We start from the raw sequence: 12951 nt of genomic DNA, 5'->3' as shown, positions 1-12951 counted from the left end.
TGGGTTTAGAGGTCCTGCCCGTCAACCTCGGGACCGAGGCGGTTCACGATGGTCTTCACGTCGGACATCTGTGGATTGATCGTGAGCACCCGCCGGTAGGCCTCAAGGGCCCGCGCCTTGTCGTCCGAGGCCATGAGGATATGGCCTAGCCCGGTCCAGGCATTGAAGTGGCGGGGTTCGATCTTGATCGCACGGTGCAGGTCGGCCATGGCGCCCACCGGATCGTCGAGCTGGTAGAAGACGGTCGCCCGTTTGTACCAGGCTTCCGCCCAGTTGGGCTGGAGCGCCAGGACCCGGTCGATCAGTTCGATCGCAAGCGGGAAGTCCTTCTTCCCGAAGGCCTCGGCCGCACGGTTCAGAAGAAGATCGGCCGTATCGGAGCCGGATCGGGCAAAGCGCCGCTCGATCAGAGAGGAGATGCCCTCCGCCTCGCGCTCGGTCTGAGCTTTTCCTAAGCGCTCGAACAGCTCATCCAGGGTAGAGGCCCGGGGTCGCGCCTGGGGCGGCTGGGGCGGCTGAGCCTGCTCCTTCGAATCCTTGGGACGCGCGGGCTCCTGCCCACTGACCGGGAGTGCGGAAAAGCTTAAGGTGAGGGCCAGCAGGCACGCGAAAAAACGCATGCCGGGATTTTAGGGTCCCGGCATGCGCGGTCAATTCAGATTCTCGTGTGCGGCATCGCCGCAGCGAACTTAGCCCTGACGAGCCTTGTAGCGCTTCTGGGTCTTGTTGATGATGTAGACCCGGCCCTTGCGACGAACCAGCTGGTTGTCGCGGTGGCGGCCGCGGATCGACTTCAACGAGTTACGGATCTTCATATCCGGTCTCCTGCGGCCCTTCGGGAAGGCCGGAAAAAAGAAAATGGTGGGCGCGGCTGGGATCGAACCAGCGACCCCTACGATGTCAACGTAGTGCTCTCCCGCTGAGCTACGCGCCCGGGAAACGGTGATTTTGACGTCCCGCTTCGGCTGTGGGGGCGATATACCCACAAGCGGGCTTTGGCGCAAGCCTTAGACCTGCCCTTTTTTAGGCAGCCATCATTTTATCGACTTCGCTCACCAGATCGCGCAGATGGAACGGCTTCGACAGGACCTTGGCATCGCGCGGGGCCTGGGAATCCGGGTTGAGCGCAACGGCGGCAAAGCCGGTGATGAACATCACCTTGATCTCCGGATCGAGCTCGGTGGCCTTGCGGGCGAGCTCGATGCCATCCATCTCCGGCATGACGATGTCCGTCAGGAGGAGCTCGAAGGGCTCCTCACGCAGGCGGTTATAGGCGGAAAGGCCATTATCGAACGAGGCGACGTCGTAGCCTGCGTTCTCCAGCGCCTTCACGAGGAAGCGGCGCATGTCGTTATCGTCTTCGGCAAGAAGGATCTTCATCGGTTGCCAGTCCCGAATCGTGGCGGAGGTGCTCTCTCCTTCATGACGGGTCGAGGGTAAACAAGCCGTGAAAGTCGGACGCAGACTTGCTACGATATTGTCATGGACAGGCGGCGGCGCTGCCTTACACTAGCACAAAGTCCTGCTTCTATTCCAACACAGCCAAGAATTCTGATGCGGCCAGCCATCGTCGATGAGTTCGACCCTCCCTTCACCGTCACCGAACCTTCGGCACAGACGATTCCCTTCGTCTTCAACGTGCCGCATGCGGGCGCGGTGTATCCGGCCTCCTTTCTGGCTGCGTCCCGCCTCGATGCCATCGCCCTGAGGCGGTCCGAGGACGCCTTCGTGGACGAGCTTTTCGGCTCGATGGCTGATCTCGGCGCCCCACTCATGACCGCGCGCTTCCCAAGGGCCTATCTCGACCTGAACCGGGAGCCCTACGAACTTGACTCCCGCATGTTCGACGGCCGCCTGCCGCCTTTCACCAATACCCGCTCCATGCGGGTGGCCGGGGGCCTCGGGACCATCCCGCGCATCGTGGCCGACGGGCAGGAGATCTACCGCTCGCGCCTCCATGTGGAGGAGGCCCTGCATCGGATCGAATGGCTCTACAAGCCCTATCACCGGACCCTTCGGAATCTCGTGCGCCGGACGGCTCAGCATTTCGGGCACGCCATCCTGATCGATTGCCATTCCATGCCCTCCTCCAGCGTCAGCCGCGAGGACGGGGCCAAGGCCGACATCGTGCTCGGTGACCGCTATGGAACGAGCTGCACCACCCTTCTGATCGATTTGGTGGAAGCGGCCCTGAGAGGGCGCGGCTACACGGTGATCCGCAACAAGCCCTATGCCGGCGGCTTCATCACCGAACATTACGGCGAGCCGGCCTTGGGGCGCCACGCGCTCCAGATCGAGATCAACCGGGCGCTCTACATGGACGAGCGCAACATGCATAAGAAGCCCGGCTTTGCGGTTCTGGCAGGCGACCTGACGCAGGCCTTTGCCCAGGTGATCTCGGATGTCGAGGGCGAGCTGACGATCCGGTCGATCGCGGCGGAGTGATCCTCTCAAGACCTTGCGCTGTCGTTCAGGCAAGAAAAAAGGCCACTGTTGCCAGCGGCCCGAAGTTTAGGGAGGAAACGCCCAAGAAGGGCTACGATAAGGCGACGCCATCGCCATATCGCACTGCAATAATCACGCCGCATCGCACAAATTGCAACCGAAATCTTCGCTTTTGTCATGCCTTGTACGCATGACTGCTTGGATGCGGATCGATGGCTCTGACGTAGAAGACGAGGCTCAGCAACAGCCAGCCCGCCAGGGCGGCAAACACGAGGCGGTAGCCCTCCGGCCGGTAGAGCCCCTGTTCGGACCGCCCCACGAGATCAATCAATATTCCCGTCACGCTCTGGGAGAGAAAGGCGCCGCCCATGGTGCCGATGTTCATGAGCGTGATGCCCCGCCCGGTCAGCGTCGCCGGGAACAACGACTTTCCATGGCTTGTGAGAATGGGCGTGTAGGCGACGCACAGGCCGAAGAGCGGAAACCACAGCGTGGCGGATGTCCGGTCAAGGGGCGCAAGAACGAGAACGCTCAGAAGCAGGATTGTCGCCGTGCTGCCGATCAGCACGGGCTTCTTGTAGCTGCCCCAGAACCGGTCCATCGCCCCCCAGAGAAACATGCCGCAGATCTGAGCCGTCGCGCCGAGGAGCAGAATATTCCCCCTCATGCCAAGATCGGCCCCGTGCACGTCGGACAGCCAAGGCCCGCCCCAGAGCCCGATGACAGAGGCAAAGCATCCGTAGGTGGTCAGGTGCATGAAGAAGACCGGCCAGAAGGACGGTACCTTCAGGGCAGCCGCCACACCCCGGAAGGCGGCAGCCCAGGTCTCCTTGGGTCGGTCCGAGCCAGAATCCCTGGGCACGATCCACACGATGGCAACTAGGATGACAACCGTCAGGACGGCGACCGCGAGGAACGAGTCGCGCCAGCCGAAGGTCGCCGCCGATGCTGCCAGCGGAGCCGTCGCCACCAGGGTGCCTATATTGGCCAAGCCCATCTGCAGGCTCGTGAGCCCGGCGAACCGTTCCGGCGGGAAACGCCGGGCATAGATTACGAGCGGCGCCATGAAGAATGTGGAGCAGCCGAGCCCCATGAGAGCCCGCGCCGCGATGAGCATGAGGGCGGAAGGTGCAAGAGCAAAGAGTATGGTTCCCGCTACCGTCAGGACCGCCGTCGCCAGCATGGTCCGTTTCGGACCGTAGCGGTCGATGAGAATGCCGATCGGGATCTGGACTGCCGCGAAGGCGAAGAAGAAGGCGCTGGAGAGAAGTCCCGTCTGTGTGGCCGTAAGATCGAGCTCCCGGGCCAGATCGTTGGCGATGACACCGATGGAATTGCGCAGGAACTGGCTGACCGCATAGAGCGCAGCGAGGACTGCGATCAGGAACAGGGCCGTTTCAGAGCGGGTCGTGTCGAGCTTGGGCGCAAAATTCATCGATACCGTGTCCCTTTGACAGCGCCGCTCTCTTGCCGCGCGCCAAGCGCTTGATAAAAGCTGATGGCAGGCGGGCCAAGGCCGCCCGTACTAGTCTTTAAGGAGACACGCGCGTCATGGGGCTCATCGACTTCACGCATTTCGTCAACGAGCTCGCGACGCAATCGGGCCAGGCGATCCTGCCCTTCTTCCGCACCGCTATCGCCACCGAGGATAAATCCCGCGGCGGCGCCTTCGACCCGGTGACGGAAGCCGACCGGGCGAGCGAGGCGACCATGCGCCACCTCATCAAGCGCAGCTTCCCCACCCACGGCATCGTCGGCGAGGAATTCGGCGCCGAGCGCGAGGATGCGGATTACGTCTGGGTGCTCGATCCCATCGACGGAACGCGGGCCTTCATCGCCGGGCTTCCCACCTGGGGCACGCTGATCGGGCTGACCTACAGGCGCCAGCCGGTCTTCGGCATGATGCATCAGCCCTTCACCGGCGAACGCTTCTTCGGCGACGGGGGCAGCGCGACCTATCGGGGGCCGGGCGGGGATCGCAAGCTCATGACGCGCCGCTGCGCCTCGCTGAAGGATGCCGTCATCTCCACCACGAGCCCGCGCCTCTTCGCCGGCGACGAGTTGCGCGCCTATGACCGGGTGGAGAGCGTCGCCCGCCTTGCCCGTTACGGCTGCGATTGCTATGCCTATTGCATGCTGGCCGCAGGCCATATCGACCTTGTGGTCGAGTCCGGGCTGAAGCCCTACGATATCGCGGCTCTCGTGCCGATCATCGAGGGGGCCGGCGGCGTCGTCACCACCTGGGAAGGGGGCTCAGCTGCTGACGGCGGGCGCATCGTGGCTGCGGGCGACCGCCGGGTCCACGCCGCCGCCGTCGAGCTGCTCAGCCGCTAAACCGACCTCGGCCAAACTGCGCTTCGCCCCCACCTCCGGATCGGGAGTGCCGGGGACGAAGGCATCGAAAGCGGCCCAGAACTGCTCGCGGATCACATCACGCTCCATCAGGATCTCGTGCCGGGCACCCGGAATCACGATGACGGAGCCGGCCTTAAGACGCGCGGCAAACCGCTCCGTGGCCGGCGTGGCGCAGACCGGATCGGCACCAGCCGCCACGATCAAGGTCGGCAACCGGATCTTCACGGCATAGCGCGGATCGGCAAAGCGCTTCATGAAGCGGAAGGCACTGTCGAGCCAGGCGACGGTCGGCGCGCCCACCGCGCCGGCCCCGATGGCATGAGCCGCATCGGCGTTGCGGGCATAGCGCACGGGATCGCTCGTCAGGCGGTTTCCCTTGAACGGCATCGTAGAGATCGATGTCTCGCCACCGCCCGGCACGAACATCTTGCCCATGCCGAAAAACCGCAGGATACGCGCCAGAAATGCGGACGAGCGGGTGCGCTTGACGATGCACAAGGCAATCATCGGCGTCGTGGTCACGAGACGGCGGAAGGGCAGCCAGGTTTCATAGGCCGCGTTCAGGGCAATAGCGCCGCCCATGGAATGGGCGAGGCCGAAATGCGGCTGCGGCATGTGAGGCACCAGGATCTGGTCCCGGACCGCCTCCAGATCGTGCCGGAAATCGGCGAAGCGCCGGACATGGCCCTTCCGCGGGTTGCTTACCTGCCGCCCGGACAGCCCCTGCCCGCGCCAGTCGAAGGCAACGACGGCAAATCCCCGGTCGAGCAGTTCGCTCACCACCTCGAAGTACTTTTCGATGAATTCCGCCCTGCCCTGCAGGATGCAGACCGTCCCCTGCGGCTCCTCGGTCTCCGGCATCCAGGTGGCGGCCCGGAGCGTGATGCCGTCACGGGTCGTAACGCTGACGAGTTTGGGCTCGCCGGGCACGGGATTGTCGGGGGGGGTGATGAATTCCACGGGAGGAGGTTCCAGGATCAGACGCTTGGGCTCTGTTATAGGGCATTTTCAGTGCAGAAAACGACCCTCTTGAAAGCAAACACATCTATTCCCAAATCGAACCTGTGCCGGCCATGACGGCGGCACATCAACCCGGATCCAGCCTCTTCAAGGTGGATTCTTATTCTGCATGTCGCTTCAAGCGGAGGATATGCCATGCGACAGTACGATCTTGCTCCCCTCTATCGCAACACGGTCGGCTTCGACCGTCTTTTCTCGATGCTCGACCAGCTCGTCAGCGTCGATGCGGCCCCGAGCTACCCGCCCTACAACATCGAGCGCACCGGCGAGAATGCCTATCGCATCTCGATCGCGGTTGCCGGCTTCACCGATCGCGATCTGACCATCGAGGTCAAGGAAAACACCCTTTCGGTCCGCGGCGAGCGCAAGCCCTCCGAAGAGCGCAAAGTCGACGTGCTCCATCAGGGCATTGCGGCGCGCAGCTTCGACCGGCGCTTCCAGCTGGCTGACGGCGTCCAGGTGACGGGTGCGGCGCTCGAGAACGGCCTGCTCCATCTCGACCTCGTGCGCGAGATCCCGGAGGCCAAGAAGCCGAAGCTCATCCCGATTTCCTCGAACGGCACTCGGACCATCGAAGCCAAGCAGGCTGCTTAACGGTTCGTCTGAAACCCAAACGAAGAGCGCCCCGGTTCGGCCGGGGCGCTTTTTTATTGTCGGATCCTGGTCCTTGAATAATCCCGCTGGGGCTGGAGGGGCCCCCGTCGGTCAAGGGTCTCTGGAGAGAACCAATCGCGGGTGATTGCGGCAGGGTTAGGGCAATCACTCGGCGGCGTGGCGCGATATCCCCGAAGACGCAACCTCCAGCAGCCTGCGCACGTCCTCTTCCCTGGAAGCCCAGGACGTGACGAGGCGGATCAACACCTCGTGATCGGCAACGTGCTCGGCCTCAGGCAGGCTCAGGTCCGTCCACGGATGGTAGAGGATGCCGGCGGCTTTCAGCGCCTGATCCAGGGTCTTCGGGATGATCGGAAAGACCTCGTTGGCTTGGGTCGGCCATGCCAGACGCACGCCGGGCAACTGCAGGAGCCCATCAGAGAGAAGCGTCGCCATGCGATTGGCATGGCGCGCATTGTCGAGCCAATGACCGTCCGCGAAATAGCCCTCGAACTGCGCCGCGATGAGACGCCCCTTGGAGATAATCTGACCGGCACGCTTCGACCGGTAGTCGAGCGCCTCCGCGAGTGCCGGCTTGAACACTACGATGGCCTCTGCCATGAGGCCGCCGTTCTTGGTGGCGCCGAAGGAAAGTATGTCGACGCCGCGCCTCCAGGTCATGTCGGCTGGGGTGCAGCCCAGCGAGACGAGCGCGTTGACGAAGCGGGCGCCGTCCATATGGAAGGATAGCCCATGTTCGCGGCAGACCGCTCCAAGCGCCGCGAGTTCATCGAGGCCATAGACCAGACCTCCCTCACTCACCTGCGAGATCGACAGCGCCTTCGGCGGCATCTGCTTGACCGCCTTGGGCAGGCTCTTGAGATAGACGTCGACGTCGTCCGCCTTAAGCTTGGCCCCGACACCAGGCAGCCCCGCAAGCTTCGCCCCGTGCATGAAGAATTCCGGCGCGCCGCACTCGTCGTCGATGACATGCGCTTCCCGGTGGCAGACGCAGAGACCGTAGGGCGGCACGGCTGAGGACAGGGCAAGCGCGTTCGCGGCCGTTCCGGTGGTCACGAAGAACACGGAGACTTCACGTTCGAAGATCTCGTTGAACCGCGCCTTGACGCATTGCGAGATTTCGTCGTTGCCGTAGGCCGCCATGGTCCCGGCATTGGCCTCCAGAATGGCGTGGAGAACAGGAGCGCTGGCCCCCACGATGTTGTCGCTGGCGAAATTCATGAAGGGTTTCCTAGAGCATCAGATCCCAAAGGGGAATGCCATTCTGGGCATGGCCTGGATGCTCCTGCCGTCTAGGTCGGGACGGGATCCGGATCGGTCGCGGCAACATGTCAAGATCATTGACCCATCGGCGAAGACTTTCGTCCCTAAGGCCCGAAAGCTGCTTTTGTTACATTCGCGGTCATCGGCTTGTAACTTTTGTCTAAAATGTTTCTAAACCCTCTTGTGCACTGCGCTGAACTCTGGCACTTTGCCGCCATTAGGACAGCGATACTGTCCCTTTTTGGAGTGCCTGCACTCCTCGACTTTCGCCTTGGGGTCTTCTTGATGCTTCGCCTGACGCGAACGAAACGAGATACCAACAAAGCCGCCTGCAAAACGTGGGCGGGACGGGCGACTCTGGGCTGAACTCTGAAAGCCCAAGGATGCCCGCGAGGAGCGGGCTCCCCTGCCGGACCCAACCCTCGAAAAACCGAAGAAGCGGCGGGCACCCGGACGATCCAATCATCCGGCGGGCCCAAAAGCCGCCTCAAAGAGCCTTGAAGACGTGTTCGGATGTGAGGATCTGCCATGAGCGACGAGCCGACGAAGAGCCTGGAAACCCAAGTGCCAAGCCGTACCGCCACGATGGCGGACACGGTCAAAGTGGTGCGTGATCCGGGCCTGCCGGTTGCCCAGGGGCTCTACAATCCGTCCAACGAGCAGGATTCCTGCGGCGTCGGCTTCATCGCCGACATGAAGAACCGCAAGTCGCACGACATCGTCGAGCAGGGCCTGTCGATCCTGCACAACCTCGACCATCGTGGTGCGGTGGGGGCCGATCCGAAGATGGGCGACGGCTGCGGCATCCTGGTTCAGATCCCGCACAAGTTCTTCGCCGCCGAATGCGCCAAGGTCGGCATCTGGCTGCCCGAGGAAGGCCAATACGGTGTCGGCCATCTGTTCATGCCCCGCGATCCGGAGGGCTTCCAGCTCGTCGAGGAGATCGTCACCAAGGCGATCACCGACGAGGGCCTGCAGGTCCTCGGCTGGCGCGAAGTGCCGGTGGATTCGAGCGATCTTGGCGAGAGCGTGAAGGCCACCGAGCCGCAGCACCGCCAGATCTTCATCGGCAAGGGCAAGGGCATGGACGATGCCGAGACCTTCGAGCGCCGCCTGTTCATCGCCCGCAAGGTCATCTCCAACGCCGTCTACGACATGAAGGACGTGCGGACGGCCGGCTATTATCCGGTCAGCCTGTCGTCCCGCACCATCGTCTACAAGGGCATGGTGCTCGTCACGCAGCTGCGCGACTACTACCTCGACCTGCAGGACGAACGCTTCGAAAGCGCCATCGCCCTCGTGCACCAGCGCTTCGCCACCAACACCTTCCCGACCTGGCAGCTCGCGCATCCCTACCGCATGGTCGCCCATAACGGCGAGATCAACACGCTTCGCGGCAACGTGAACTGGATGGCCGCCCGTCAGGCTTCGGTCGACTCGGAACTCTTCGGCAACGACATCTCCAAGCTCTGGCCCATCTCCTATGAGGGCCAGTCCGACACCGCCTGCTTCGACAATGCGCTCGAATTCCTGGTGCGCGGCGGCTATTCCCTGTCGCACGCCATGATGATGCTCATTCCGGAAGCATGGGCCGGCAACCCGCTCATGAACGACGACCGGCGTGCGTTCTACGAGTATCACGCGGCCCTCATGGAGCCGTGGGACGGCCCGGCCGCCGTGTGCTTCACCGACGGCAAGCAGATCGGCGCGACCCTCGACCGCAACGGCCTACGCCCCGCCCGCTATCTCGTGACCGACGACGGCCTCGTGGTGCTCGCTTCCGAGATGGGCGTTCTGCCGATCCCGGAGGAGAAGATCGTCGAGAAGTGGCGCCTGCAGCCGGGCAAGATGCTTCTCATCGACCTCGAGGAGGGCCGCATCGTCTCCGATGACGAGATCAAGCAGCAGCTCTCCAACGCCCATCCCTACAAGGAGTGGCTGAAACGCACGCAGATCGTGCTGGAGGACCTCAAGCCCGTCCAGGCGCGCGAGTCCCGCACGGACGTGTCCCTCCTCGACCGCCAGCAGGCCTTCGGCTACACCTCGGAGGACCTGAAGCTGCTCATGCAGCCCATGGCCGTCACCGGCCAGGAGGCCGTCGGCTCCATGGGGTCGGACACACCGATTTCCGCGCTCTCCGACAAGTCGAAACTGCTCTACACCTATTTCAAGCAGAACTTCGCCCAGGTGACGAATCCGCCGATCGATCCGATCCGCGAGGAACTCGTCATGAGCCTCGTGTCGTTTATCGGTCCGCGTCCGAACATCCTCGACCTCGAAGGCACGTCGCGCCGCAAGCGACTGGAAGTGCGTCAGCCGATCCTCACCAACGAGGACCTGGAGAAGATCCGCTGCATCGGCCATTTCGAGGATCGCTTCGACACGAAGACCCTCGACATCACCTATGACGCCGAACTCGGCGCCGCTGCCCTTGATGGCGCCCTCGACCGCCTCTGCGACCGTGCGGAAGCGGCGGTGCACGGCGGCTACAACATCATCATCCTCACCGACCGCATGGTCGGTCCGGACCGAATTCCGATCCCGGCGCTGCTCGCCACCGCCGCCGTGCACAACTACCTGATCCGCAAGGGCCTGCGCACCTCGGTCGGCCTCGTGGTCGAGTCCGGCGAGCCGCGTGAGATCCATCACTTTGCGTGCCTGGCCGGCTACGGCGCGGAAGCGATCAACCCGTATCTCGCCTTCGAGACCATCGAAGCCATGCTTGAAGCCGGCGAGCTCCCGGAGGAAGTGGACGCGGACGAGGCGATCAAGCGCTACATCAAGTCCATCGGCAAGGGCCTGCTCAAGGTGATGTCCAAGATGGGCATCTCCACCTACCAGTCTTATTGCGGCGCACAGATCTTCGACGCGGTCGGCCTGAAGTCCGACTTCGTGTCTCGTGACTTCTTCGGCACGGCGACCACCATCGAAGGCATCGGCATGGACGAGGTGGCGGAAGAGAACGTGCGCCGCCACCGCGACGCCTTCGGCGACGCGCCGATCTACCGCAACGCGCTCGATGTCGGCGGCGAATACGCCTACCGCCAGCGCGGCGAGGTGCATGCCTGGAACCCGGATACGGTCGCGACGCTGCAGCACGCCGTGCGCCTCAACGCGCAGGACCGCTACCGCGAATATGCCCGTCTCGTGAACGAGCAGGACAACGAGCTCAAGACGATCCGCGGCCTCTTCCGCATCAAGAAGGCGGACGAGTCGGGACGCACGCCCGTCGCCTTGAGCGAGGTCGAGCCGGCCCAGGAGATCGTGAAGCGCTTCTCCACCGGCGCCATGTCCTTCGGGTCGATCTCGAAGGAAGCGCACGAGACGCTGGCGCTCGCCATGAACGCCATCGGCGGCAAGTCCAACACGGGCGAGGGCGGCGAGGAGCCGGAGCGTTTCCGCCCCCTGTCCGACGGTCGCTCCAAGCGTTCCGCCATCAAGCAGGTGGCCTCCGGTCGCTTCGGCGTGACGACGGAATATCTCGTCAATGCCGACATGATGCAGATCAAGGTGGCCCAAGGCGCCAAGCCCGGTGAAGGCGGCCAGTTGCCCGGCCATAAGGTCGACGCCAAGATTGCCCGCGTGCGTCACTCGACTCCCGGCGTCGGCCTCATCTCGCCGCCGCCGCACCACGACATCTATTCCATCGAGGATCTGGCCCAGCTGATCTTCGATCTGAAGAACGTGAATCCGTCAGCAGACGTGTCGGTGAAGCTCGTGGCGGAAGTCGGCGTCGGCACGGTGGCGGCGGGTGTCGCCAAGGCGCGTGCCGATCACATCACGATCTCGGGTTTCGAGGGCGGCACGGGTGCGTCTCCCCTCACCTCGTTGAAGCATGCAGGCTCGCCCTGGGAAATCGGCCTTGCCGAGACCCAGCAGACCCTCGTGCTCAACCGGCTGCGCGGACGCGTGGCGCTACAGGCCGACGGGGGACTGCGCACGGGCCGCGATGTCATCATCGCAGCGCTGCTCGGCGCCGACGAATACGGTTTCTCGACCGCGCCGCTGATCGCCGCCGGCTGCATCATGATGCGCAAATGCCATCTCAACACCTGCCCTGTCGGCGTCGCCACGCAGGACCCGGTGCTGCGCAAGCGCTTCAAGGGCCTCCCCGAGCACGTCATCAACTACTTCTTCTTCGTCGCCGAGGAAGTGCGCGAGCTGATGGCCGAGATGGGCTTCACCACCATTGACGAGATGATCGGCCAGTCCGATCTCCTCGACAAGAACGCGGCCATCGACCACTGGAAGGGGAAGGGCCTCGACTTCACGAAGCTGTTCCACAAGCCCGATGTGGGCCCGAACGTGTCGATCCGTCACCAGGAGCGGCAGGTCCACCCCATCGAGAACGTGCTCGACCGCGAATTCATCGCTCAGGCTGGGACGGCTCTCGAGAACGGCGAGGCCGTCATCATCGAGTCGCGTGTGCGCAGCTCCGACCGGACGGTCGGCGCCATGCTCTCCGGCGAAGTGGCGAAGCGCTACGGCCATGAGGGCCTGCCCGACGACACGATCACCGTGAAGCTGAAGGGCACCGCAGGTCAGAGCTTCGGCGCGTGGCTCGCGGCCGGCGTGACGCTCAATCTCGAGGGCGAAGCCAACGATTATGTCGGCAAGGGCCTGTCGGGCGGCAAGATCATCATTAGCCCTTCCTCTGCCTCGAAGGCGCTCCCTGAGAACTCCATCGTCGTCGGCAACACGGTGATGTACGGGGCGATCGCCGGTGAAGCCTACTTCCGCGGCGTCGCGGGCGAGCGCTTCGCCGTGCGCAACTCGGGCGCCATCGCGGTGGTCGAAGGTACCGGCGATCACGGCTGCGAATACATGACCGGCGGCCTCGTGGTCGTGCTCGGTCAGACGGGCCGCAACTTCGCCGCAGGCATGTCGGGCGGCATCGCCTACGTGCTCGACGAGGACGGCACGTTCACAAAGCGCTGCAACCTGTCCATGGTCGATCTCGAACCCGTCGAGGAGGAGGAGGACCTGATGCGCCGCCTTCACCACCACGGCGGTGATCTGGAGACCAAGGGCCGCATCGACATCATGGCCAACATGTCGGGCCCCGATGAAGAGCGCCTGATGCAACTGATCACCAACCATCACACCTATACGGGCTCGACGCGCGCCAAGGAGATCCTGGACAACTGGACGACCTACCGCACCAAGTTCGTGAAGGTCATGCCGGTCGAGTATCGCCGAGCGCTCCAGGAGATGGATCGTCTCCGGAACCTGCAGGCGGCGGAATAAGGATTA

At 63.6% G+C, this 12951-nt stretch carries 10 protein-coding genes and 1 tRNA gene; 4 read left to right on the top strand and 7 right to left on the bottom strand.

Annotated features, from left to right (window positions below; genetic code table 11):
* Positions 1–5: 5 nt before the first annotated feature.
* The 4 genes from KHP60_RS08950 to cpdR all read right to left on the bottom strand — a co-directional run bounded on the left by KHP60_RS08950 (position 6) and on the right by cpdR (position 1380).
* A complete protein-coding gene (locus tag KHP60_RS08950; protein ID WP_213563551.1) occupies positions 6–620 on the bottom strand; it encodes a M48 family metallopeptidase in 615 nt (204 codons plus the stop codon).
* A 69-nt stretch (positions 621–689) separates the two neighbouring features.
* The gene (ykgO, locus tag KHP60_RS08945) at positions 690–815 is read right to left on the bottom strand and encodes a type B 50S ribosomal protein L36 (protein WP_009763379.1); all 126 of its coding nucleotides are present in this window, start codon (positions 813–815) and stop codon (positions 690–692) included.
* Between the two features lie 44 nt (positions 816–859).
* Positions 860–934 (bottom strand) — tRNA-Val (locus tag KHP60_RS08940).
* An 89-nt stretch (positions 935–1023) separates the two neighbouring features.
* On the bottom strand, positions 1024–1380 hold the full coding sequence (gene cpdR, locus KHP60_RS08935) for a cell cycle two-component system response regulator CpdR (RefSeq protein ID WP_036361886.1): 357 nt from the start codon (positions 1378–1380) through the stop codon (positions 1024–1026).
* A gap of 174 nt (positions 1381–1554) precedes the next feature.
* Between cpdR and KHP60_RS08930 the strand changes: the two genes are divergently transcribed.
* Positions 1555–2445 carry an N-formylglutamate amidohydrolase gene (locus KHP60_RS08930; protein ID WP_213563550.1) on the top strand — a complete coding sequence of 297 codons (891 nt, stop codon included), beginning with the start codon at positions 1555–1557 and terminating at the stop codon, positions 2443–2445.
* A 175-nt stretch (positions 2446–2620) separates the two neighbouring features.
* Here the strand turns inward: KHP60_RS08930 and KHP60_RS08925 are convergent, their stop codons facing one another.
* The gene (locus KHP60_RS08925; protein ID WP_213563549.1) at positions 2621–3880 is read right to left on the bottom strand and encodes an MFS transporter; all 1260 of its coding nucleotides are present in this window, start codon (positions 3878–3880) and stop codon (positions 2621–2623) included.
* A gap of 116 nt (positions 3881–3996) precedes the next feature.
* On the opposite strand from KHP60_RS08925, the gene hisN reads away from it, so the two are divergent.
* A complete protein-coding gene (gene hisN, locus KHP60_RS08920; protein WP_213563548.1) occupies positions 3997–4779 on the top strand; it encodes a histidinol-phosphatase in 783 nt (260 codons plus the stop codon).
* Here the strand turns inward: hisN and KHP60_RS08915 are convergent.
* A complete protein-coding gene (locus KHP60_RS08915) occupies positions 4699–5760 on the bottom strand; it encodes an alpha/beta fold hydrolase (RefSeq protein ID WP_213563547.1) in 1062 nt (353 codons plus the stop codon). The two genes, hisN and KHP60_RS08915, sit on opposite strands and share 81 nt — an antisense overlap.
* 195 nt (positions 5761–5955) lie before the next feature.
* On the opposite strand from KHP60_RS08915, the gene KHP60_RS08910 reads away from it, so the two are divergent.
* The gene (locus KHP60_RS08910; protein WP_213563546.1) at positions 5956–6414 is read left to right on the top strand and encodes an Hsp20 family protein; all 459 of its coding nucleotides are present in this window, start codon (positions 5956–5958) and stop codon (positions 6412–6414) included.
* Between the two features lie 165 nt (positions 6415–6579).
* Here the strand turns inward: KHP60_RS08910 and KHP60_RS08905 are convergent, their stop codons facing one another.
* Complete coding sequence (locus KHP60_RS08905; protein WP_213563545.1) at positions 6580–7656, bottom strand: low specificity L-threonine aldolase; 1077 nt, start codon at positions 7654–7656, stop codon at positions 6580–6582.
* Positions 7657–8226: 570 nt separating this feature from the next.
* Here KHP60_RS08905 and gltB point away from each other — a divergent pair.
* The gene (gene gltB / locus KHP60_RS08900) at positions 8227–12945 is read left to right on the top strand and encodes a glutamate synthase large subunit (RefSeq protein ID WP_409366267.1); all 4719 of its coding nucleotides are present in this window, start codon (positions 8227–8229) and stop codon (positions 12943–12945) included.
* The last annotated feature ends 6 nt before the right edge of the window (positions 12946–12951 follow it).

It is taken from the genome of Microvirga sp. 3-52, from assembly GCF_018383585.1.
GTDB lineage: Bacteria > Pseudomonadota > Alphaproteobacteria > Rhizobiales > Beijerinckiaceae > Microvirga.
Note: the sequence above shows the minus strand (reverse complement) of the source record. Positions and strands in the feature narration are given on the sequence as shown.